General features: G+C 57.4%; 18 protein-coding genes and 1 pseudogene. 5 read left to right on the forward strand and 14 right to left on the reverse strand.

Annotation, left to right across the window (positions count from 1 at the left end; genetic code table 11):
• Positions 1-125 precede the first annotated feature (125 nt).
• From QYH43_RS26020 to QYH43_RS26030, 3 genes are all read left to right on the forward strand, one after another.
• Complete coding sequence (locus tag QYH43_RS26020) at positions 126-1055, forward strand: hydrogen peroxide-inducible genes activator (RefSeq protein WP_095057664.1); 930 nt, start codon at positions 126-128, stop codon at positions 1053-1055.
• Between the two features lie 9 nt (positions 1056-1064).
• Positions 1065-3140, forward strand: a complete 2076-nt coding sequence (recG, locus tag QYH43_RS26025) for an ATP-dependent DNA helicase RecG (protein WP_095152944.1) — start codon at positions 1065-1067, stop codon at positions 3138-3140.
• A 78-nt stretch (positions 3141-3218) separates the two neighbouring features.
• Positions 3219-4619 carry an aminoacyl-tRNA deacylase and HDOD domain-containing protein gene (locus tag QYH43_RS26030; protein WP_095057666.1) on the forward strand — a complete coding sequence of 467 codons (1401 nt, stop codon included), beginning with the start codon at positions 3219-3221 and terminating at the stop codon, positions 4617-4619.
• Between the two features lie 97 nt (positions 4620-4716).
• On the opposite strand, the pseudogene QYH43_RS26035 reads toward QYH43_RS26030, so the two are convergent.
• Positions 4717-4836, reverse strand: a pseudogene (locus QYH43_RS26035) (helicase); the annotation flags it as partial.
• Positions 4837-4909: 73 nt separating this feature from the next.
• On the opposite strand from QYH43_RS26035, the gene QYH43_RS26040 reads away from it, so the two are divergent.
• Together QYH43_RS26040 and QYH43_RS26045 are read left to right on the forward strand one after the other, a co-directional pair.
• Positions 4910-5167 carry a hypothetical protein gene (locus QYH43_RS26040; RefSeq protein ID WP_095057668.1) on the forward strand — a complete coding sequence of 86 codons (258 nt, stop codon included), beginning with the start codon at positions 4910-4912 and terminating at the stop codon, positions 5165-5167.
• Positions 5164-5928 (forward strand): Fic family protein, encoded by a 765-nt coding sequence (locus QYH43_RS26045; protein WP_095057669.1) that lies wholly within the window; start codon positions 5164-5166, stop codon positions 5926-5928. Before QYH43_RS26040 ends, QYH43_RS26045 begins: the two co-directional genes overlap by 4 nt.
• Before the next feature lie 47 nt (positions 5929-5975).
• On the opposite strand, the gene QYH43_RS26050 is transcribed toward QYH43_RS26045, so the two are convergent.
• From QYH43_RS26050 to tssF, 13 genes are all read right to left on the reverse strand, one after another.
• Positions 5976-6359, reverse strand: coding sequence for a helicase (locus QYH43_RS26050; protein WP_301158417.1), 384 nt, complete (start codon positions 6357-6359; stop codon positions 5976-5978).
• Between the two features lie 134 nt (positions 6360-6493).
• On the reverse strand, positions 6494-7492 hold the full coding sequence (locus QYH43_RS26055) for a serine/threonine-protein kinase (RefSeq protein ID WP_301158419.1): 999 nt from the start codon (positions 7490-7492) through the stop codon (positions 6494-6496).
• Entirely contained in the window at positions 7489-8211 is a 723-nt protein-coding gene (locus tag QYH43_RS26060) for a PP2C family serine/threonine-protein phosphatase (protein WP_301158420.1), read from the reverse strand. The genes QYH43_RS26055 and QYH43_RS26060 overlap by 4 nt, the downstream gene beginning before the upstream one ends.
• 4 nt (positions 8212-8215) lie before the next feature.
• Positions 8216-11737, reverse strand: coding sequence for a type VI secretion system membrane subunit TssM (tssM, locus tag QYH43_RS26065; protein WP_301158422.1), 3522 nt, complete (start codon positions 11735-11737; stop codon positions 8216-8218).
• A gap of 13 nt (positions 11738-11750) precedes the next feature.
• Positions 11751-12617 (reverse strand): type IVB secretion system protein IcmH/DotU, encoded by an 867-nt coding sequence (gene icmH / locus QYH43_RS26070; protein WP_301158424.1) that lies wholly within the window; start codon positions 12615-12617, stop codon positions 11751-11753.
• Positions 12618-12622: 5 nt separating this feature from the next.
• Positions 12623-13954, reverse strand: a complete 1332-nt coding sequence (gene tssK, locus QYH43_RS26075) for a type VI secretion system baseplate subunit TssK (RefSeq protein ID WP_301158426.1) — start codon at positions 13952-13954, stop codon at positions 12623-12625.
• A 2-nt stretch (positions 13955-13956) separates the two neighbouring features.
• On the reverse strand, positions 13957-14457 hold the full coding sequence (gene tssJ / locus QYH43_RS26080) for a type VI secretion system lipoprotein TssJ (protein WP_301158427.1): 501 nt from the start codon (positions 14455-14457) through the stop codon (positions 13957-13959).
• A 2-nt stretch (positions 14458-14459) separates the two neighbouring features.
• Complete coding sequence (tagH, locus tag QYH43_RS26085; protein WP_301158428.1) at positions 14460-15653, reverse strand: type VI secretion system-associated FHA domain protein TagH; 1194 nt, start codon at positions 15651-15653, stop codon at positions 14460-14462.
• A gap of 17 nt (positions 15654-15670) precedes the next feature.
• A complete protein-coding gene (locus tag QYH43_RS26090) occupies positions 15671-15811 on the reverse strand; it encodes a type VI secretion protein (protein WP_301158429.1) in 141 nt (46 codons plus the stop codon).
• Between the two features lie 94 nt (positions 15812-15905).
• Positions 15906-17423 (reverse strand): sigma-54-dependent Fis family transcriptional regulator, encoded by a 1518-nt coding sequence (locus QYH43_RS26095; RefSeq protein ID WP_301158438.1) that lies wholly within the window; start codon positions 17421-17423, stop codon positions 15906-15908.
• 10 nt (positions 17424-17433) lie between these two features.
• Positions 17434-20025, reverse strand: a complete 2592-nt coding sequence (gene tssH, locus QYH43_RS26100; RefSeq protein ID WP_301158430.1) for a type VI secretion system ATPase TssH — start codon at positions 20023-20025, stop codon at positions 17434-17436.
• Between the two features lie 11 nt (positions 20026-20036).
• Positions 20037-21044: a type VI secretion system baseplate subunit TssG gene (gene tssG / locus QYH43_RS26105; RefSeq protein WP_301158431.1), complete on the reverse strand. Its 1008-nt coding sequence runs from the start codon at positions 21042-21044 to the stop codon at positions 20037-20039.
• Positions 21008-22795 carry a type VI secretion system baseplate subunit TssF gene (gene tssF / locus QYH43_RS26110; RefSeq protein WP_301158432.1) on the reverse strand — a complete coding sequence of 596 codons (1788 nt, stop codon included), beginning with the start codon at positions 22793-22795 and terminating at the stop codon, positions 21008-21010. Before tssF ends, tssG begins: the two co-directional genes overlap by 37 nt.
• Positions 22796-22905 lie beyond the last annotated feature (110 nt).

Consider the following 22905-nt stretch of genomic DNA (forward strand, 5'->3'; position numbering starts at 1 on the left):
TTCTTAGACTGCCACCGTGGCGCATTGACGCCTCGGCGTGGGCGAGTCCATCCAATTACGTCTGATAACGTGCGTCTATCGATTGCAGCCGTTATGCTTGGCCCGCAACTTCATGGACGCTTGCTATGACCCTCACAGAATTACGCTACATCGTTACCCTCGCCCAAGAGCAGCATTTCGGCCACGCGGCCGAGCGTTGCCACGTCAGCCAGCCAACCCTGTCGGTGGGCGTGAAAAAGCTTGAAGACGAACTCGGTGTGCTGATTTTCGAGCGCAGCAAAAGCGCCGTGCGCCTGACCCCGGTCGGTGAAGGCATCGTGGCCCAGGCGCAAAAAGTGCTGGAGCAGGCCCAAGGCATCCGCGAACTGGCTCAGGCCGGCAAGAACCAGCTGACCGCCCCGCTGAAAGTCGGCGCAATCTATACCGTCGGCCCGTACCTGTTCCCGCATCTGATTCCACAACTGCACCGGGTCGCCCCGCAGATGCCGTTGTACATCGAAGAAAACTTTACCCACGTGTTGCGCGACAAACTGCGCAACGGCGAACTCGACGCGATCATCATCGCCTTGCCGTTCAATGAAGCCGACGTGTTGACCTTGCAGCTCTACGACGAGCCGTTCTACGTGCTGATGCCAGCCCAGCACCCGTGGACACAAAAGGAATCCATCGACGCCAGCCTGCTCAACGACAAGAGCCTGCTTTTGCTCGGCGAAGGTCACTGTTTCCGCGATCAGGTGCTCGAAGCCTGCCCGACCCTGGCCAAGGGCCACGACGGCGCCAAACACACCACCGTGGAATCCAGCTCCCTGGAAACCATTCGCCACATGGTCGCGTCCGGTCTCGGCATCTCGATCCTGCCGTTGTCGGCAGTCGACAGCCATCACTACGCCCCCGGCGTGATCGAAGTGCGCCCACTCTCGGCACCGGTGCCGTTCCGCACCGTAGCGATTGCCTGGCGTGCGAGCTTCCCGCGTCCGAAGGCGATTGAAATCCTCGCTGACTCCATTCGCCTGTGTTCGGTGGCCAAGCCAGCGGCACAGGTCGCTGCGGGCTAAGCAGCGGTCATGAGCGAGTTGTCGCAAGTGTCGGTGACGGCACTCAAGGGTGTCGGCGATGCCATGGCCGAGAAACTGGCCAAGGTCGGCCTGGAGAACCTCCAGGACGTACTGTTTCATCTGCCGCTGCGTTATCAGGATCGCACTCGCGTGGTGCCGATCGGCCATTTGCGGCCGGGGCAGGACGCCGTGGTCGAAGGCACCGTCAGCGGTGCCGATGTGGTCATGGGCCGTCGTCGCAGCCTCGTGGTTCGGCTGCAGGATGGCACCGGTGGGCTCAGCCTGCGCTTCTACCATTTCAGCAACGCGCAGAAAGAAGGCCTGAAACGCGGCACGCGGGTTCGCTGCTACGGCGAGGCCCGGCCCGGCGCTTCGGGGCTGGAGATCTACCACCCGGAATACCGCGCCATCACCGGCGACGAACCGCCGCCCGTGGATGAAACACTGACCCCGGTCTACCCGCTGACCGAGGGCCTGACCCAACAACGCCTGCGCCAGCTGTGCATGCAGACCCTCACCCTGCTCGGCCCAAGCAGCCTGCCCGACTGGCTGCCCAAGGAGCTGGCCCGGGACTATCAATTGGCGCCACTGGCCGACGCGATCCGCTACCTGCACAACCCGCCCGCCGATGCCGACGTCGATGAACTGGCCCTCGGGCATCACTGGGCGCAACACCGCCTGGCGTTCGAGGAACTGCTGACCCATCAACTGTCGCAGCAGCGCCTGCGCGAAAGCATGCGTTCCCTGCGCGCGCCCGCCATGCCGAAAGCCACGCGGCTACCGGCCAAATACCTGGCCAACCTCGGTTTCAGTCCGACCGGCGCCCAGCATCGGGTCGGCAACGAAATCGCCTACGACCTGAGCCAGCACGAGCCCATGCTGCGGTTGATTCAAGGTGACGTAGGCGCGGGTAAAACCGTGGTCGCCGCCCTCGCCGCGCTTCAGGCTTTGGAGGCCGGCTATCAAGTCGCATTGATGGCGCCCACCGAGATCCTCGCCGAGCAGCACTTCATCACCTTCAAGCGTTGGCTCGAACCGCTGGGTATCGAAGTCGCATGGCTGGCCGGCAAGCTCAAGGGCAAGAACCGCGTCGCGGCGCTGGAGCAAATCGCCAGCGGCACGCCGATGGTGGTCGGCACCCACGCACTGTTCCAGGACGAAGTGCAGTTCAAGAACCTGGCACTGGTGATCATCGACGAGCAGCATCGTTTCGGCGTGCAACAGCGCTTGGCACTGCGGCAAAAAGGCGTCGGCGGACGTATGTGTCCGCACCAGTTGATCATGACCGCCACCCCGATCCCGCGTACGCTGGCGATGAGCGCCTACGCCGATCTCGACACCTCGATCCTCGACGAATTGCCGCCCGGCCGGACCCCCGTCAACACCGTGCTGATCACCGACACCCGGCGTGTCGAAGTCATCGAGCGGGTGCGCAGCGCGTGTGCCGAAGGGCGTCAGGCCTATTGGGTGTGCACGCTGATTGAAGAGTCCGAAGAGCTGACCTGCCAGGCAGCGGAAACCACTTACGAAGACCTGACTGCCGCCCTCGGCGAGCTGAAAGTCGGGCTGATCCACGGCCGCATGAAGCCTGTGGAAAAAGCCGCCGTGATGGCCGAATTCAAGGCCGGCAACCTGCAACTGCTGGTGGCAACCACCGTGATCGAAGTCGGCGTGGACGTGCCCAACGCCAGCCTGATGATCATCGAAAACCCCGAGCGCCTGGGTCTGGCGCAGCTGCACCAGTTGCGCGGCCGTGTCGGTCGGGGCAGTGCAGCCAGCCATTGCGTGCTGCTCTACCATCCGCCGCTGTCGCAGATCGGCCGTCAGCGCTTGGGCATCATGCGCGAAACCAACGACGGTTTTGTCATCGCCGAAAAAGACCTCGAACTGCGCGGCCCCGGTGAAATGCTCGGCACACGGCAAACCGGTCTGCTGCAATTCAAAGTCGCCGACCTGATGCGTGACGCCGACTTGCTGCCCGCCGTGCGCGACGCTGCCCAAGCCTTGCTGGAGCGCTGGCCGGACCACGTCAGCCCGCTACTTGACCGCTGGTTGCGCCATGGGCAGCAATACGGTCAAGTGTGAGCACCGCCTCAGTTTCTGAAGCATGGCGCTAATCAAGCTGGTTATACTCCCGCAATTGTTTTAGTCCGGATACAGACCATGACCGAAGTTGCCCTCGCACCTGCTTCCCCGCACGCTCCGTCGGTCATTCGGCTGATGCTGGGCAAGCTGGGCATTGCCCACGAAGAAGTCCTCGACCATCACGGCCTCAACGCCGCGCGCAAGGTCCAGGCTGTTCTGCTCGATGATAGCGTTGGTGCGCTGATGGTGTTGTTCCCGCAGAGCCAATTGCTGGACCTCAATCGCCTGACCGAACTCACCGGTCGCCGCCTCACGGCGGTGCCGAACGAGCGCCTGGTCAAAATGCTCGGCAAGCACAACCTCAGCCTGCTGCCGGGCCTGCCGGCGCTGACCAGCGCACCCTGCCTGTACGACGAAAGCCTGCTGCGCGAACCGAAATTGCTGGTCAACTCGGGCGAGCCGGGCGTGCTGCTGGAAATCGCCAGCGAAGATTTCAAGACCATGCTGACCAAGGCCAGCGCCGCCAACTTCGGCGAAAACCTGACCAGCATTCGGCCGAACCTCGACCGTCCCGATGACGACCGCCAGGAAATCACCCAAGCCGTTCAAGCGTTCACCGCACGACGCATACAGCAGCGCCTGGAAGCGACCATCGAAATCCCGCCGCTGGCCGAAACCGCGCAAAAAATCATCAAGCTGCGTGTCGACCCCAACGCCACCATCGACGACATCACCGGCGTGGTCGAAACCGACCCGGCGCTGGCGGCACAAGTGGTGAGCTGGGCGGCGTCGCCGTACTACGCCTCACCGGGCAAGATTCGTTCGGTGGAAGACGCCATCGTGCGTGTGCTGGGTTTCGATCTGGTGATCAACCTCGCGCTGGGCCTGGCCCTGGGCAAAACCCTGAGCCTGCCCAAGGACCACCCGCAACACTCCACGCCGTACTGGCAGCAATCGATCTACACCGCCGCCGTCATCGAAGGCCTGACCCGCGCCATGCCGCGCGCCCAGCGTCCGGAAGCCGGCCTGACCTACCTGGCCGGCCTGCTGCACAACTTCGGCTACTTGCTGCTGGCCCACGTGTTCCCGCCGCACTTCTCGCTGATCTGCCGCCACCTGGAGGTCAACCCGCACCTGTGCCACAGCTACATCGAGCAACACCTGCTGGGCATCAGCCGTGAACAGATCGGCTCGTGGCTGATGCGCTTCTGGGACATGCCCGAAGAACTGGCCACCGCCCTGCGCTTCCAGCACGACCCGGCCTACGACGGCGACTTCGCCGAATACCCGAACCTGGTGTGCCTGTCCGTGCGCCTGCTGCGCAGCCGTGGCATCGGCTCCGGCCCGGACGAAGACATCCCGGACGCCCTGCTCGAACGCCTCGGCCTGACCCGCGCCAAAGCCGAAGACGTGGTCAGCAAAGTGCTCGAAGCCGAAGTGCTGCTGCGCGAACTCGCTTCGCAGTTCTCACAGGCCTAAAAGCAATCGCGAGCACGCTTACGCCTACAGGATTCAAATGATCCCTGTGGGTGCGGGCTTGCCCGCGATGAAACCAACGCGGTTTAACTGAAAGACCTCAAGCCTTGGGCTTGGCCAGCTTCGACTTCGAATACTGGGTCAGCCGCTGGAACCCGATCACCCGCGCCGGGTTGCCCTTGATCTGAATCGACTTGCCCTGAATCCCAATCATGAGCGCGTTGGCCGACGAGCCAGCGACGACAGAAAGCATGCGCGCTGCTATGATTTGAGCGCAAACAGAGGGCTTTCCGATGACCCAAACAGCGGCTGTCAGTGTTGCAAGTCAAGTCCGCAAGCTTGCCAAGGACCACAAGATCACTGCCGAACCCGACGGCATGAGTCGTATGGCCGTGACCATTACTTGCCTGGCCGGTGATATCGTCGTGCTGGATGGCGTTGAACAGCTGCTCGTCAATCTCAAGAAAAAAGGCGCACTGAGCAAGTCAGAAGCCTTGGCGCTCCAAGGGCGTTATCTTCAGGAGAGGCGCTCGAAGAAACGCAGCGCATGACGTTTGATCCTTTCGGCGATTTCGAAACGGCCGGCTACCTTCAAAATTCGCTACAGCTCAAAGATCCCACTGACGTCAAAGAGTCAGAGCATTTTGCATTCGAACTGAGCATCGAAGACGCTTTGGCCTACTTGGCCAAAAAGAACCCCATCGATTACAAGTCAGTGCTCCACGTTCATGAAATCCTCTTCTCCGGCTTTTATCCCTGGGCAGGAAAAGACCGGAACGAACTGGTCCCTCATCTGGCAGTCTTCAAAGGCTTGCACGGCGATCCGCGTGCCACTGTCTTTGAGCACCCGAACGCCATCAAGATGTCCGTCGACTATGCGCTAGCGCTGGCGGCAAACCATCAGCGTTTCAGAGATCGCCCTGGCGAAGTGATGGGCCAGTTAGCGTTCGCACACCCGTTCCTCGACGGCAATGGGCGCACGATCCTCTTGGTCTTCATGGAACTCTGCTATCGGGCCCGGTTCGCGATCGACTGGTCAAAATCAACCAAAGACGACTACCTGCGCGCACTCAGTGACGAGATTCGAGAACCTCGCGAGAGGCATCTCGATCATTACCTGAAACCGTTCGTAGTCGATATCGCCAGTCGAGACGAGTGGCCAGCGACCATCAGCAGCATCAGAGGCCTGGACGGCCTGGACAAGGAAGGCATCACCTACGAAAGCCTGGATAACCCGGAAGTCCAGCAGATCTACAAGACATACCGGGCTCAAACTATCGCTAACCGCGAGCCTCCGGAATCGGACAACTAGAGCCGCCCCCCTTCGGCGACGAGAATCCCGAGGGCTAGTTAAAAACCTCAAGCCTTAGGCTTGGCCTTGTTCGGCTTCAAATACTTGGTCAGCCCCTGGAACCAGATCACCAGCGCGGGGTTACCCTTGATCTGAATCGACTTGTCCTGAATCCCCGTCATGAACGCCAACTGCTTGTTCTTCGCCTGCATCGTGGCGAAGCCATACGCGGCATCTTTAAAGGCAATCGCGAACGCAGGCTCGGCATGTACGCCGGACTGACTGGTGATGCGCTGATCCTTCACCCGAAATTGTCGCGCCACTTTCCCGTCCTGGGTCTGCAGTTGAAACACCAGATCCTTGTCACCCAACTGCTGCTGAAACGCCGGATTGGACCGGCTGGCCTTACCCATCAACAACCCCAGCATCCACAGCAGAAAACGAAATTTCATGCGCACAGCCTCAAGAGAAAAATGAACGGCCGGGGCAGTGTATCGACTTCGCTTGATAACGCCACTATCTCGATATGTTAGAAGACGATGAAGTTGTTTTCTTGCATGATGACTACCAAGTCACGAACATCGCGCTAGCGAAATGCTAGTCTGTGCAGCCAGGACGGTTTGACGCGCATTGCTTCAGCCAGCTCACTGGCGCTGATCATGCGCTGAGTCGCGTGTAACGCCAGCGCTGTGCGCAAGGCAGGCCAACAATGCGACGGTAGATGCCTGGGCGCCTGAAGGTGGCGATCCAAACGTTGCTCGCGAGCAAGGGTCGAGGACAAGCGATGAAATGGATGCCTTCCACACGCCAGCTCATAGACCATACAGGCAACACCGTAGATGTCCGCACTGGCCGATAACGACTCACCATCCAACAGTTCGGGGGCGGCATACCCCGGCGTCCAGGCGTTGAAGCGCTCGCGACTCAAATGGGGTAATCCGGATAACGTCCCGTCTTGCGCTTGACCGAGGCCGAAGTCAAAGAGGCGTATACGTTCATCGCTGAGCATCACGTTGCCGGGTTTTATGTCGCCGTGAAGTACACCGGCAGCGTGAGCACTGGCTAGAGCATCGAGCAGCGACAACACCACGCAGCGCAACTCTTTCCACGGCATTCCGAGTGGCCGCTCGCAGAGCAGTTTGTCCAAAGTCAGACCACGCATGAGTTCCATGGTAAAAAAGGCGCGCTTACAGTCCGTGTCCACTCCAAAGCTGTGCACGCGCACAATGTTTTCATGGTGCAGTCGCCGCGTCAGGGCAAATTCGCTGAACAGCAAGGCGCTGGCGTCCGGTGATTCGGCAAAGTCATCGCTGAGAACTTTCAAGGCGATGTATGGGTCAGGATCATTGAATTGCTCGCCCAACAAATCCCTTGCCCGATAAACCTTGCCCATTCCGCCCGCCCCCAGCAAACGCTCGATTCGATAACGACCTGCGAGCACCTCCGGCATTTCCCCTACTTGAGACTTTGTTGGCGATAACGAAGGTTCGCTCCTGCTTGAGCTGGAGAAGGCAAAGTAAGTCAGGCTACTTGTTTGTGATTCGCACGGCGAAGCATCATCGAATGGCAACTTGAGTTGGCTCACTGACGGATCACCACGGCAGTCAGGTTGTCTCGAGCAGCACCACGCAATGCATCTTTGAACAACCGCTCCAACACCACCTGCGGCGTACTCAGGCTCATGGCACTACCAAGCGTTTCAATGCTCAAGTCTTGGTACAACCCGTCGCTGCACAGCAAAAACATATCACCCGGGTGCACCTTCAGCTCGAGCACATCCAGCCTCAGATGTTCCATTGCCCCAACTGCACGGGTCAGAGCCTGGGCAGATGGATGTACACGAGCCTGAGCGATACTCATCCGTTGTTCATCGATCAATTGCTGCTGCAACGAATGATCCCTGGACAGCTGGTACAGCCGCTGCCCGCGCCACAGATAGCAACGACTGTCGCCCGCCCAGATGCAGGCTGCGCGATGGCCTTCCACCAGCAATGCCACCACGGTACTCCCCATAATGCTGTCCCTGCTCGCGGCAGTGACCGTCAACTCCTGCCCCAAACGACGGTTGAGCCAGTGCAGACACTGACGTATACCTTTGAGGCGTTCATCGAAATCATTGGGAAATGGCAATTCGGCGAGGCTGGTGACGATCAACTGGCTGGCGATATCACCTCCCGTATGACCGCCCATGCCATCCGCGACCACCCATAGCCCCTGCTGCGGGCAATCCAGGAAAGCATCTTCGTTGCGCGTCCGAACTCTCCCTGGATCGGTACGCGCTGCACTGCGCCAGGTAGGGGTCATAGCATCACAGTTGCATGGGCATTCGGAAGGTACGCAATACATCCATGTCGAACGGGTTTGATGCACCTTGGTTAGTCAAAAGATAGTTGGCCCTCAGTCCACCCACGTCGGCTTTAAGCACGAACACGTCACGACCGGTCAGGTACTCGGTTTGCATGAGATCGAACAGTCGGAACAGTGACCAGGGACCAGCATTTTTTTCAATACCCACTGGACGACCTGCCATTTTGTCCATCACCAGACTGGCTCTACCCTCTTCTGCATCACTCGGCCACTGGAAAAACATGGGCACGATTGGGCCATGGCGGTACTCGAGATTTTTTTCACCGAACGTAAATTCAGAACGGCTGACCGTTGAATCCAGGGTGTACGGCTCCAGCTTGAATTGCACTTGTGGTTCGGCGGGGTTGAGGGAGAAAAAGCTCTGGCGGATCACCCGAGCGGCAGACATCTGGTCGAGGTAACCCCTGGAAATCGGCAAGCTTCGACCATCGATACTGCGCAACCGGTAGTGACCGGGGTCACCGCTGACGAACGGACGCATATAGGTATCGAAAAAGCGCTCGGCGACACCCTGCGCCTTGAAGAAATCGCGGAAATCGCTGATCGCTACGTCGCTGGAGCTGTGGGCATTGAAAGGATAACGCTTGCTGATCGTCCTGCCGTAGACACTGTAAAGTTCTTGTTGATAACGCTGATTGAGATACAGATAGGCATCACCGAGCAGTAAGCGCCAACTATCATCGGCCAGCACGTTGAACCACCCAGCCGCCGCACCTGGCAGGCGACTTGAGGCATTGTGCAGGCTGCTCAAGGCATCGGGTTTTCCGCTCATTCGAGCTTTGGCCATTTCGAACGCAATCTGCTCTGGTGCGCTTGCGCGAGCCAGGCTGACCAATTGAAGTTGCAGGTCGTTCAGCGCGTTCAGCACCAAAATTAAATCGGCAGCAGGGCCATTGTTATCGTCCAGAAGTCGATGCAGCGGTTCGAAGCGGCGCTGCAGGGATCTTTTTGCATTCTCGATCGCCGGTTTGATCTTCGCCAAACCTGCAACTTTGTCCATAGCGACGGTCGCCAGTTTGCCTGGTTTCACATTCGGTGTTGCAACCGTATCCAGCACTTGCGCGACACTATCCCCGACCGCCGGAAAACGCGTGTTATCTCGCACCTGCACTAAGAGATGCAGTAACGGTGAACTGGCCGAAGTCAGCCCCGCCAACTGTTCAGCCGCGCGCGCAATACTTTCCATCGGCGGCAAGGCAACTTTTCTGATCGCCTCACTCCAGTGGGAGGCATAGTCACGGAAGTACAGCTGCTCCAGCTCCACCATCAGACGAGGCAGGTCAGCGCCACTGATGCCAGAGCCTTCACCCAACACCCAGTTGTCACGCAACGTGGCAGTGACCAATGCTGCGCCTTGAACCGAAAAATACTGTTCATAACCCTGGCGGGTATAGAAGCCGGGAATCATGTAGTCAGTGTTGATGAGACCCGAAGAGTGTGGACCAAGATGGTGGCTGAGACGGTACTGCGGCAGGTTGCGAGCCTGTTCACGGAGTTCCCGGTAAACAACGGTTGCCATGGATTCGCTGCGTAATACCTGACGAGCCCGAATGACCAGTTCCTCGTTCAGCGGATAGACAAATGGCTGTTTCAGTAAGTGCTCGAGGTGCATGTTCAGACCATTCTGCAAGCTCGTGCTACCCACGTAACGCTGGGACCAGTCGGTGGCAACCCAGTCCTTGAGCCACGCTGTATCGCGGTGCTCATTCATGTTCAACATCAGATAGGCACGCACGCTGTTAAGCAGCTTTTCGCGATCGTTCAAACTGCTGCGAATCTGTCCTTCCAGCAGGGCCGCGACCCGAGGCAGCAGCAGGGTTGCCAGCTCCCCCTCATAGGCCTCGTCAACCACCGGATTTACGTCCGCCCCCTGATACAACCCGACACGTTCATGTAGCGACACATGGCCTTTTTCCGGAAACGACAGGGTCGCCGCGTAGGCTGTATCGAGGGTCTTGAGCGCAACCATGACATCATCACTTGCGGTCAATACCGAGCGGTGTTGAGCCCAGCCTTGCGCCAGAGAACGCACATTTTCCAGGCGATCATAGTTGGCCGAGTAGCTACTCGCCCACAGCAATCCGAACAGGCCTAGTGAAACCAGGGCGCCGGCGTACATCGCACGCTGCCCCCAATGGATACGACTGCGTTCATGCTTGTCCAGGCTGGCCAGATCCGCCTCCGGAAAGATCACCCGACTGAGCAAATGATGGATAAACCGCGACCGGCCACTTCGCAGGCTCGGCAACTTGCCGGCATTCACGCCCGGAGGGGTGCCAATGACGGCGGCAGTTGAGTCCAACTGCGGAGTCACTTGCGGTGCACTGGTCAGGTAGAAACCGCGCAACTGGCTGGCATGCTGATATCGATTACCGGTAAACGCCATGTCAACAAACAGAGACAAGCGCCCACCAAGCTGTCCAAGTCGATGTGGGAAGTCGAAAATTCGGCCACGGCGCTGACTGTTGCGCTCCTGATGCATGCGCATGATTACCTGACTGTTGAGGCGGCGCAGCAACTCCTCGAATTCATTGCGTAAAACAGCCGCGTCAGAGCCATTCTGATTCTTGCGAAAAGTTGCGCCCAGCACCTGTTCACATTCTTCGCGGGTCAGTTGATCAAAGAACTCGTCAAAACCAAGCAGACGGTCCGCCTTGCTCAGAATCAGGTAGATCGGTACATCGACGCGAAGCGCCTGATGCACCTCATGCAGTCGGGTGCGCACCTGATCCGCCAGCCTACCCAAACTTTCCTCAGTGCCATCGATGAGAGTTTCAACCTCAATGACTACCAACACGCCGTTCAAGGGACGATGACCACGGCGTTTGCGCAGCAATTCGAGCAAGGTGCCCCATGCATGAGCGTCGACTTCTGCATCCGGCTGCATCAGGTAGCGACCGGCAGTCTCAATCAGCACACCCTGTTCGGCAAAGTACCAGTCGCAATATTGGGTGCCGTGGGTGTCGCGAGTCGGTTTGCGCTCAATTTTGTTGAGCGGCAAATCCAGCCCCGAAAAGTCCAGCAGACTGCTCTTGCCGCAGCCCTGAGACCCCATCATCAAGTACCACGGCAGTTCGCTGCGCCAGCGTTCACCATGGTCTCGATACAGATTCGATGTACGCTGAGTTTTCAGCGCTTCGGTGAAGCGTGCCTTCAACTCTGTCTGTTCATTTTTGATCAACGTCGCTCGACGGATACGGTCGTGACCACCCTCGTTTGTTCCAACGTTATCCCTGCCCGGAACGTTGCGCCAGCTGACGAAAACCATGCTCAGCCCCCAAAGCAGAAACAGCATGCTGATGGTCATCAGGCGAGAGGTTGCTTTCTCCCAAACCTTGTAATCATTGACCGCAAAAAATGGCCCGACGAACCACACCAACTGCACCAAAAACAGCACCAGCAACAAGGTCCAGACCCAGGTTTGCCGAAGCAATACACCGGTTTTCTTCAAGAACTTTTTCATCCCACTTCCCTGTTTATGGCGCCGGCGCTTCGACCGCAGAAACAGGCTGGTACGCCTGCAAAATAGACTCGCGTTGCTCTGCCAATACCCAGGAAAAAACCGAATACATTGTCAGCAGACCAACGAAAGTGAATGTCGCCAGCGTCCACGCCGGCACAATGCGAACCCGGTTACGACGCTGATCACTCAAGCCTTCCCAATGCGGCGAAAGTTCGCGAGAAACATCGCCGCGCAATTGGCGAATCTGTCGGTACAGCGCATCGCGCATGTCTTCAAGCTCGAGCACGCCACGGCCTTGCACGCGATATTTGCCCTCGAAACCGAGGGCCAGGCACAGGTAAATCAACTCCAGTAAAGGCAGGTGTTTGACCGGGTTCTTTGACAACTGCTCAAGCAGTTTGAAGAACCTCTCGCCGCCGAACGTTTCATTGTGGACACGACTCAACAGGCTCATTTGCGACCAATCACTGCTACTGCCCCACGGGGTGGTCACCACCGCTTCGTCGACCACGGTGCAAAGTAAATAGCGCGCAGTCATCACCTGGCTTTCTTCGATTCCACTGTGCAAGGCCTGCGCTTCAAACAGTTTGAGTGCCGAGGTTAAACGGGCGTGTAGCACCGACAAATCCTCGCGGGTATCGCTGTGCTTTAGCCGCACCACTTCCGACAGTAAATCGGACGCCGCGTCTACCAAAGCGTTAAGGCTGATGTTCAACACCTCGGTCGGGCGCAGATGGGCGGCAAAGATCATCCGCTCTTCCAGCTGTTCGAATCGCGGCGGTGCGTCAGAATCGGTCAGCGCACCCGACACCGGTCCGCTCCCCTGCCGATCGAGCAACACCGTTTTATCGTCCTGATGGTATTCCGTATCCTTGATCATTTCGGTCAGTTCCTGATGGCCCAGAATTTCACCTCAAGCCCGGCGAACTCGCCGGACACGTGAAAAGCAAAGCCACCGGAGCGCTGGAGTTGCGCCTGGTCTTCAGAACTGAGCTCAAGGATGAAATAGGTTTTGTTGGCGTGAAAGGCGATTTGCCGTGGAGCCACGGGCAACGGTTTGATCTTGATGCCCGGCAGATGCAAGTTAACCAATTGGCGAATGTGTTCTACCGGACCCACTTTGAGATGCGCCGGCAAACGATGGCGCAGCTCCTCGGAATCGCAATCGGCACTGACTGCCAGCACGAACGATGCCGAGTCCAGCAGTTTGTGGTCATGCAATGGCGAGACAATGATCCCGTACTCACGCGGTTGCAGGCTCAGTTCGGTGGCGTGCTGTTCGAGCACCATCGATAGCACTTGGCGGATGGCCTCCATCAGTTTTCGAAAGCTCGCACCTTGATCGCTGTGCTGATATCGGTTGTCCAGGCGCGGACGCTTGCTTTCGCTGGAGAAGGTCGCCAACTCACCCAGCATCGTCAGCAGCGTGCGATACAACTCGTGGGGGTGAACCTGCTCCAGACCAAGGTAGTGGCGCAGCAGCAGTTCAGTGCGGTTGATCAGTTGCAGCATCATGAAATCGCCGACTTCCGCGCCACCGACCTTACCGTTGGAGCGAATCCGCTCGGCGATAGTGTCGCCTCGATGGCTCAGCATGCTGATCACTTCTTTCAAACACGACAACAGGTACTGGGAGGAATGCACCTGAATGTAAGTCGGTACGAAGTCTGAATTGAGTCTGACTACGCCATCGGGTGTGGTGTCGAGTACCTCGCAGACTTTCAGCATTACAAAAGAAAGATCGCTCTGCTGTTCTCCGAGCAATAACTTGAAATCTGGCCGACCACAACTGATCTGGCGGGCGGAGTCGTCACCGGCATTGGAGTCCGCGACATTCGTTTCGTATGCCGTGTAACGCGCCAGCACATCGGATTGCTCCGGGCGACGAGACTCGATGTGATTGCCTGTCACCAACGGCAATGCCAGGTAGATCGATTTACCGCCGGTGGTGGGCGGTATATCCAAAGCCAATGGCCCGCTGTTGCTGCCAAGTTCGAACAGACTGCCATCCGGAAGAACACCTGAAGCCTGGCTGACCACCACTTTGCCCGTATTGAGAAACTGCAGATCGACTTCCAGGCTAAAAAAACCCCAGGTGTAACTGCCCAGCAACTGGGTGCGAATCCTCATTTGATGATCATAAAAACGATCGTTGTGTTGGAAGTGCTGTGGGCGCAGCAACATACCTTCCTGCCAAATGACTTTATGAATACTCATGATCAGTGGTCCGCCTTGACGCTTGTATCGTGACTGTTGCGAATACCGGTCTGATCGAAAGTCAGTCTTATGTCCGTCACTTCCATTGGTGTGATTTTCACGGTGTGACGCCATTTGCTTTCCGACAAATTTCGGTAACCCGCAAGAACGCCAACATAACGGCTCCCCTTCTCCATGCTGAGTTTCAGCTCAAGGGTTTCACCTGGACGCAACTCCAACTCTTCACTGGCCACCAGATCCGCCGCCAGAGATTGCCGGGCGCGCTCATACAGGCTAAAGAAATCCGCGTTTTCGAAGGCTACCGGGTGCTTGAGCTCGAACAGGCGCACCACAATTGGTGAAGGCCGTCCGTTCAGATCTGGATTCAACTGGTTGCTGGCAGTCAGCACCAGATTGAGTTTTGTAACGCGCGAATAGGGCGACAGCGTTGAGCAACCGGTCAACAACACCAGCATCCCAAACGTCAGGAGCATTCGAGTGAATACGATCAGGCGGTGAGACATTCTCAACATCCTTGGTGGTATTTGTGGAGGGTGGAAATCAGCCGAGATTGTTCCTCGTAGGCTTGGGCAAACTCTCCGGTCAGCAGGCGCTCGATCCAGTCGTCGTTCTCACGCAGCGCCTGGTGATACCGGCCGAAGGCTCTCCAGCGGCTACCAAAATCAGATACCAACGACCAGTTGTCGCGCTCGAAACGCAAGGCCAGTTGCTGCGGTGAAAAGTGCTCTAGAGCGCCGCGAACAGAGGCACGGCAGGCAGAAACCAATGCCACCTGATGCGCCTGCAAATCGCAGAATGCGCTGTAGACAAGCTGCTGGTCGGACAACGGCCCGGCGTTGTCGCCCAGCAACAAAAGATCCAGCGCCTCTCCAGCGCTAGAGGCGAACTTGAGAGGATTTTTTTGGTTGTCTGGGACGACAGCCAAATGCAGTTCGCTTTTCAGTTCTGAAAGGGTGTGCAGACTCTGCTGCAAGCCTTCGATGCTGTGCTTGAGCAAGCGTGCCGCATTCAATGCCAGGGCTTCGCGGGACTCAAGATCCAGCGCCTCGATGTCCACACCCAGCGCCGCGGCGAAGTCATCCCAGAAGCCCTCTCTTTGACACTCCAGGGCATTGACCATCGGAACTGGTTCCGATGCGACCGGGACCGTTATCAGCTCCGGCACGATCAGGTTTTCCCTGTCGATTCGTGCAAAGTCGGCACACTGCTCCGGGCTATTTCCCACGGCTTCTGGAGAGGTCAATCTATCGATTTCCGAACGAACACTCCCCTGCTCCTTGAAGGAATTCAGAGGTTCAAGATCAAGGAAAACTTCATCCGGGATGATGTTTACGGCCGCTTTCCGAGCGCCTGCTTGACCATCGAAAATGACCGGTTCGCCGCTAAGACGAGCATGGACTTCGAAGTCTCCCAACACAAAGACACTGCCGTGTTCGATCGGCACCGGCTCACCTTTTGGCAAGCGATTGCCGCTGGCGCCTTCCAGGATTCCATTGTTGCTTGTGTCAGTCAGGAAAAACCGACCATTGTGATAGCTGACCATCGCGTGATGGTTGGACAAATGACGCTTTCGGTCGGGGATAACCCAGTCGCAGCCTTCACCACGGCCTATTGCTCCACCCGTAGTGTTGAACGTCTTGCGGCATAACGCTGTAGGCACAAACTGCCGGGCGTTCAGCATTTCGAAAACCAGTTCCACGGTAAACCTCCTTGCAGTCACTTGCCGCGATGGGCCGCCTGCGGGTCACCCAATGGGCGGTAGGCGTTGTCGTTGAATTTATAGTTAGCGCTACAGCCGCCGAGACTGGCCAGAACGACGACGATCAGCACAACAGCTTGCCAGGGACGTACAGGCATCAGAGGATCTCCCAGGTGTAAAAAGCAGGCCTCACGCGGGCCTTTTCCGGCAGTGCAAAAAGGCCCGAAAAGAACGGAATCGACGGTCGGAGTCCTAAGCATTGAAATCACCCGAAGTGATGTTCAAGCGCCCAAGTCGATACAGCAGCGTACGACGTGGCAAGCCCAACTCCCGGGCCGCGAGTGTTTGGTTACCGTTACTCTTGCGCAGGCAGTCGAGTAGCAATCCGCGCTCGATTTGCTTCAAACGTTCGCGCAACTTCAGGCTGTTGCACTCGGGCATGGCGGCCATGCGCAAGGAAAAATGCTCGGCTAGCAACTCGTCGCCCTCGCACAACAACACGGCCCGCTCCACCACGCATTTGAGTTCGCGCACGTTTCCGGGAAAGGGGTAACAGGACAGTTGATTCAATGCTGCATCGGACCATTGCACCGCTTCGCGCTTCAGAAAAGTGCAGGCCTTGTCGGCAAAGTGCCGGGCCAGATCGAGGAGGTCGCCTTCGCGCTGTCGTAACGCCGGCAACTCGATCGGAAATTGCGCAAGCCGGTAATACAGGTCCTCGCGAAACTTGCCCTCGCTGACCAATGCCGATAAATCGCGATGCGTTGCAGCAATGATGCGTACATCGATTAGATGGGTGTCGTTGGAGCCCAACGGACGAATTTCGCCTTCCTGCAATACCCGCAGCAATTTGGCTTGCAGCGATAACGGCATGTCACCGATTTCATCCAGCAACAAGGTGCCGCCATTGGCAGCATCGAATAGTCCGGCGCGGTCGCGATCGGCGCCGGTGAACGCACCTTTGCGGTAGCCGAACAGTTCACTTTCAAGCAGATTCTCGGGAAACGCTGCGCAGTTCTGCACAATGAACGCCTTGGAGCGTCGTGGCCCGCCATCGTGAATCGCCCGCGCCACGACTTCTTTTCCGGTGCCCGTCTCGCCGCACAGCAGCACTGTGTAAGGACTGTGCAGGACTTTGCTGATCAACGAGCAGGTTCGACGCATTGCGAGACTCTTTCCGATCAAGCCAAAAACGCTGGGATTTGGTGTGCTGACTGGTGCGCGATATGCAGGACCATTGGGTCGACGAAACCCTTGTAACAGGCGCAATTGTCCCAGCACGAATCCCCCAAGTTGCCCAAGTGATTCAGCGAAGCCTTGTAACTCGACAGGTCGATGACTGGCGCACAGCAACACGCCTTCGACGGCCGCTTGCTGATTGACCAGAGGCACACACAACAACGACTGCCAGGGCGTGGCCAGGTTCGGCAGGAAGGCGGTTTCGTACAGGCTGCTGCCCAGCTCGCTGAGGTACACCGTTCGGTTCTGGCACAAAGAGAATTGCAACAGTTGTTCGCCTTTGTAGTCCGTCGTGAGGCTCACCGCTTCTCGGGACTGCAATATGCCGTTCAGGCACTCGGCGTTCATTCTCAGGCAAGTGTGGGTGGCGTCCAGCAGGTATAACTGCGTCAGCTCACAGCCGCTGAGTTCGGCCAATCCACGCACAAAGTCACTCAGTAACGTACTGTCGTTTCCTGTCCGGGACAGGGTGGCGTACTGCGTCAGCAAGGCTTCGGCATAGACCAACGGTTGTGGCACCTGCGCTAACATAACGCCCATCTCAAGCGAACTCGCAGGTAACGCTGGCGTCGTCAGCGAGGGTGGCATGCACGTGCTTGACGATTTCGCCGGTAGCCATGGCATCGAGCAAACGATCGGTCACCAACGGCAACACGTGCTGATCCAACAATCGGTCAATCAACCGTGCACCGCTTTCTCGATGGGTGCAGCGTTCGACCACGTGATCGACGAGACCCTGGCAATAGCTGAAATCCAACTGTCGACGATTCAGGCGCTGGCCCAAAAGCCCGAGTTTGATTTCCACGAGCTCGCGTAATACCGGGCCGTCTACAGGGTAATACGGCACCACGTGCATACGCGCCAGCAGTGCAGGCTTGAAGTGTTCGTTCAGTACCGGATGGATTGTTTGTTCCAGTACCTCACTCGTTGGTCGCGCTTCATTTTTGCAGAGCTCACTGATGAGATCGCTGCCCAGGTTCGAGGTCATCAGAATCAGCGTATTGCGAAAGTCGATCTCGCGTCCTTCGCCGTCATTGACGACTCCTTTATCGAATATCTGATAGAAGAGATTCAGCACATCCGGATCGGCTTTTTCGACTTCGTCGAGTAGCACCACCGAATACGGTTTCTGGCGCACGGCCTCGGTAAGCATGCCCCCCTCGCCATAACCGACGTAACCAGGCGGCGCGCCGATCAGCCGCGACACCGTATGTTTCTCCTGAAACTCGGACATGTTAATGGTGGTAATGAAACGATCGCCGCCGTACAGCAAATCAGCCAACGCCAAGGCGGTTTCGGTCTTGCCGACACCGCTCGGCCCGACCAGTAGAAACACGCCCACTGGCGCTTCAGGTTTGTTCAGTCCGGCAGCAGTGGCGCGCATCGAACGGTCCAGCACGCGGATGGCTTGCTCCTGACCACGAATGCGCGCGCGCAGGTCTGTGGAAAAACTCGCGACCTTGTCGCTATGCTCCCGGGCCAGTTGTGCCCACGGCACACCCGTCCAGGCACTGATCACCTCTGCGACCAGGCGCGGACAAACTTCGAAGCTGACCAGACGTTCTTTGACTTGCGCAGCCGTCAGGGCGCAGTGGGTTTCATTCAGTTCTGTTTCCAGAGGTGTGATGCTTTGCGCGTCATCCAAATTGCCATTGGTTTCACGGGCCTTGGCCAACTGCTGGCGTAACTCAAGCAGGCGCTGCGCCAGTTGCTTCTGCTCAGCCCACAGGACTTCCAGGGCACACCGCTCGATTTCAGCGACTTCCAGACGCGCCATCAAAGCATCCAGCGCTGGATGATTGATCAGTAGTCCAGCCTCGGCATCTCGCCGAAGGGCCTGGCACTGACGACCACCTTCAGCCAGTTCGCCACGCAAACGCTCAAGGCGTTCCGGAGCCGCAGCAAGGCTGATGCGCACTCGGGCGCAAGCCGTGTCGAGCACATCCACTGCCTTGTCCGGTAATTGGCGACCGGCGAGGTAACGGGCAGAGAGTTCAGCGGCCGCGACAACGGCGTCGTCACGCAGATAGATTCCGTGGCTTTTCTCGTAGACCTGAGCCAGACCACGAAGGATGGTCACCGCTTCTTCGATGGTGGGCTCTTGCAGCTTCACAGGCTGGAATCGACGCGCGAGCGCCGGGTCTTTTTCGAAGTATTTTTTGTATTCCACCCACGTGGTGGCAGCAATGGTGCGCAGTTCACCCCGGGCCAGCGCCGGTTTTAGCAGATTGGCCGCATCGGATCCGCCAACATTGCCACCTGCGCCAATCAGCGTGTGAGCTTCGTCAATGAACAGGATAATTGGCGTCGAAGAAGCTTGGATTTCTTCGATCACACCTTTGAGGCGACGCTCAAATTCACCTTTGACGCTGGCTCCGGCTTGTAACAGCCCGAGGTCGAGCGACAGTAACTCAACGCCTTTCAGAACTTGCGGCACTTCGCCGCTGACGATGCGTGAGGCCAGTCCTTCAACCAGGGCGGTTTTGCCGACACCGGCTTCTGCGACCACGATTGGATTGTTCTTGCGACGCCGGGCAAGGATGTCGACCATCTGGCGGATTGCGCCGTCGCGGCACAACACCGGATCGAGCTCACCTTCCCGAGCCTGTTGAGTCAGATTGTGGGTAAATCGGTCTAGCAGAGACTCCAATGACCCGACCCGTTTTCCACCGTCCGGCTCCGCCTGCCGGGACAAGGCGAATGCCTTCAGGCGATCAATGTCGAGCTGCGCAAGCAAGGGCTGATACCGGCTGCCAGCATAACGAATCGGATTGCGCAGGAGCGCGAGTATCAACGCTGCTTGATCAACCACGCTTTGGCCTAACTCGAGATTTGCCACCAGCACGGCATCTTGAAACCATTGCACCAGTTGCGGGGAAAACACCGGGTTGCGCGAAGCGCTGTGCTCGACCTGTGATTGCAATACGGCGCTCACCTCGGTGACATCCACACCGGCGTCTTGCAAGGCACGAACGAGCAAACTTTGCGGACGCTCCAGCAGGCCCAGCATCAGATCTTCGACAAGGACCACGCTGCCGCCCCGAGCGACACAGCGCTCGGCCGAGCGCTCCAGATCACGACGGGTTTCGGCGTCCAGCGCCTGTATGAGTTGCTGTAGATCTACATTGATCATGGCTCACGTCCTTAATGAATTTTGCTACCCAAGGTCACCATGCCGTCTGCCCTTTCTCGACCCAGCCAACTGGTCCATCCCAAACGGCAGACGTTGTGCTCTCCGATGCACAGCTCACGGATTTCCCTTTGATGCAGAACCAGGCGAATGTCGTAATCGAGCGGGTCACGCAATGTGAACCGCACCAGTGCGCACAAGGGTTGATAACCGGAGCCGATCGGCAGGAATTCGTGGAAACGACACCAATTCAGTTCACGAATGTGAATACGAAATTTGCCGCTGCGATCGCGGACATGCTCGCCGAGCACCAGATCTTCGCCGAGCCGGCTATTGCTGTTTCCTAAGCGATTACGCTGCTCGAGGAGAATTTCCACGCGACGCTCAATACACTGTTCGATAGTCAATTCGGAGTGTTTGAAGTAGTAACGCAGCACCGACTCGATCAATGCCGCCGAATGAGCCCGCAAACTGAGCAAACCCAGATAAGGCAGCAAGCGCTTCCAGTTCAGTTCTTGAGCCTGGCGAATTGCGTCACCACCAAGGCCGATCAGTGAAAACAGCTGCGCGGAAAAAGGATCGCGTGCACCACTTTGAAAACGGGCGCTATAGCGATACTTCTGCCATATCGGCAGCATCAGTCGCTGCAGCCGATGGTGAAACACATCGAGAAAATGACGGGTCGAATTGCCGTCTTCACTGTCGCCCAACGCTTGCTCACCATAAAACGCCGGCAGTGGTGAACCCGCACCGACCAGGCTGATCAGATTGAAGCGCAAGCGAGCGCGCATCTGCCCATGCTCCTCGAAAAACTCCACACGATCGACATCACTGCATGGGAATCCCAGGCTCGGATTAGCTTGGAATTCCAACAGGTCGTATAGATCGTCCTCAGTCAGATGCGGGTGTGCCGCACGCAGCCGGTCGATCACCAACAGCACAGCCTGAAATAACGAATATTCACGTATTACACCGCTCAGCCTGCTCAAAGCAGAGGCTGCATGCCCATACGGGGTGTCCATCGGTACACCTCTCCTTGTGTACTGTTTACCTGCAGCTCGTGATACGAATTGAGACTGGCGTAGAGGGCGAAAAACTCATTGAGTACCGACGCGAAAACAAACAGATCTCCCTCACCGATATAGCCTTCCGGGTTAATGGTCAGCTCCGTACGCAACCCGCGCACCGGTAATCCACGGTGCAAACGATCAACGTGTTGATGCTTGATCGACTTGAGCCCGCCGAGCAGCCGCTTGCTGACCTTCTCTGCGTTCTGGTCGTAGTAGCGCGGCAGGTCATAGGTTTCGAGAATCACCTTCAGTGCATTGACGTCAGCCAGCGACAAGTAATTGAGTGACATGTTGCTGATCAACTTCCAGAGAAAGTCTCGGCCGATGGGTGGTGCGAAGCTCGACGTGACGGGCGCGATGTTGCGAAAGCTAAGAGATTCCGGCGTCTGCTCACAGGCCATGCAGATGTCGCCGAGTTTGAGTCTTCGAGGCAGGTTCTGATTGGTGCACATCAACTCGATCGATAAGGTTTCGGCGGCCTCTATCTGTCGAATGCCGAAGCTGAGGTAGGTGTCTAGCCCATCGTGCGAGAGCGAAGATCGTTGACGGACGCTGTAGTGGGGGCGATTGGTCGGAACATCGAAACTGGGATCATGTTCGAAAGACTCGAACGGCACATACTTCTGGTAGCCAAAACCACCGGGTTTCCAACCTGTCACGGTTTCTACGGAGAACACCCCGCAACTTTCCAGACCGAAGTTCGCAGGAAGCAGCAGGTGTTCATCCTGCTTGCCATCAAGACGAATCGGAAGTGCATCGTGTTTGAACAAATTAACGATCGGCGTGCAGTAGAGTTTCACGTTATCCAGCGTTGGCCGTATCTGCCGAGCGGTGTTCTTGCGAATCTCAAAACGCATCTCAAGTCCGTGCATCCGCTGGAGCTCGGCCTCAGGTAACGTCTTTAGCAGGTCTAAGCCGAGGACATCGACAAACAGGAATTTGTCCTGGAAGGCGAAGTATTCCTGTAGATAGCGATAACCGCGAAATGTATTCAACGGGTAAGGGATCAGCGCTTCCTCTTCCGAAAACCCAACCGGCTGAACGTGTTCACTGGACAGTCTGAAAACCATCGCAGCACCGTTGGCCTCCTTGATTGGTTGACCATCACCATCCAGCGGAACCAACTCGATACCATCAAGGTTTCGCAGCAGACTCAGGTAGAGCATCTGGCTGACACACCGCTCCCCGGCGAAGTGCAGACGAAGGCGATTCAACTGAAGCTCGCCGAGGTGACCATTGGTGTTCATGTCCAGGCGCAGACTCAACAGCGAACCATCGCCCTTCACCGAGTAAGTCAGCGCGACCAGTTTCAAAGCCTGAACCTCAGTCGGATAACAGGTGCGGAAACGACAATGCACTTCATCGATCGGCAAACTTTCGACGGGCGTTTCTCGCTCGACCACCACCGCAGGACCAGAATGTTTCAATGCGTCGAACTGCAAAATACTGAAGGCCGGCAAAGGCCGCATGTAGTTCGGCCACAGCAACTGCATCAGAGAGTGGCTGAGCTCGGGTAACTCGTCATCAAGCTTCTGCCGCAAGCGGCCAGTAAGGAATGCAAAGCCCTCCAGCAAACGCTCAACATCGGGGTCCCGACCGGCTTGCCCCAGAAAAGGCGCCAATGCCGGATTACGTTCGGTGAATCGACGACCTAACTGGCGAAGTGCAGTAAGTTCGCTTAGGTAGTACTGATTAAAGGACACGAAATGTATGCCTTGTTCGATATCCAGTGCCGATGCGTATAAAAACGCTGCGTTTGCAGAGAGCTGCAATCGGGTTGGTTTCGTGGCTGGTAAGTGAACAAGATAAGTAG

It is taken from the genome of Pseudomonas sp. C32, assembly GCF_030417915.1.
GTDB lineage: Bacteria > Pseudomonadota > Gammaproteobacteria > Pseudomonadales > Pseudomonadaceae > Aquipseudomonas.

What these genes read in the sequence shown, in the direction of transcription:
- QYH43_RS26090 (WP_301158429.1), bottom strand. Translation starts at nt 15,811, where the DNA reads ATGCCTGTACGTCCCTGGCAAGCTGTTGTGCTGATCGTCGTCGTTCTG.
- tssM (WP_301158422.1), bottom strand. Translation starts at nt 11,737, where the DNA reads ATGAAAAAGTTCTTGAAGAAAACCGGTGTATTGCTTCGGCAAACCTGG.
- QYH43_RS26050 (WP_301158417.1), bottom strand. Translation starts at nt 6,359, where the DNA reads ATGAAATTTCGTTTTCTGCTGTGGATGCTGGGGTTGTTGATGGGTAAG.
- QYH43_RS26020 (WP_095057664.1), top strand. Translation starts at nt 126, where the DNA reads ATGACCCTCACAGAATTACGCTACATCGTTACCCTCGCCCAAGAGCAG.
- icmH (WP_301158424.1), bottom strand. Translation starts at nt 12,617, where the DNA reads ATGATCAAGGATACGGAATACCATCAGGACGATAAAACGGTGTTGCTC.
- recG (WP_095152944.1), top strand. Translation starts at nt 1,065, where the DNA reads ATGAGCGAGTTGTCGCAAGTGTCGGTGACGGCACTCAAGGGTGTCGGC.
- QYH43_RS26045 (WP_095057669.1), top strand. Translation starts at nt 5,164, where the DNA reads ATGACGTTTGATCCTTTCGGCGATTTCGAAACGGCCGGCTACCTTCAA.
- tssK (WP_301158426.1), bottom strand. Translation starts at nt 13,954, where the DNA reads ATGAGTATTCATAAAGTCATTTGGCAGGAAGGTATGTTGCTGCGCCCA.
- tssJ (WP_301158427.1), bottom strand. Translation starts at nt 14,457, where the DNA reads ATGTCTCACCGCCTGATCGTATTCACTCGAATGCTCCTGACGTTTGGG.
- QYH43_RS26095 (WP_301158438.1), bottom strand. Translation starts at nt 17,423, where the DNA reads ATGTTAGCGCAGGTGCCACAACCGTTGGTCTATGCCGAAGCCTTGCTG.
- tssH (WP_301158430.1), bottom strand. Translation starts at nt 20,025, where the DNA reads ATGATCAATGTAGATCTACAGCAACTCATACAGGCGCTGGACGCCGAA.
- QYH43_RS26060 (WP_301158420.1), bottom strand. Translation starts at nt 8,211, where the DNA reads ATGACCCCTACCTGGCGCAGTGCAGCGCGTACCGATCCAGGGAGAGTT.
- QYH43_RS26030 (WP_095057666.1), top strand. Translation starts at nt 3,219, where the DNA reads ATGACCGAAGTTGCCCTCGCACCTGCTTCCCCGCACGCTCCGTCGGTC.
- QYH43_RS26040 (WP_095057668.1), top strand. Translation starts at nt 4,910, where the DNA reads ATGACCCAAACAGCGGCTGTCAGTGTTGCAAGTCAAGTCCGCAAGCTT.
- tssG (WP_301158431.1), bottom strand. Translation starts at nt 21,044, where the DNA reads ATGGACACCCCGTATGGGCATGCAGCCTCTGCTTTGAGCAGGCTGAGC.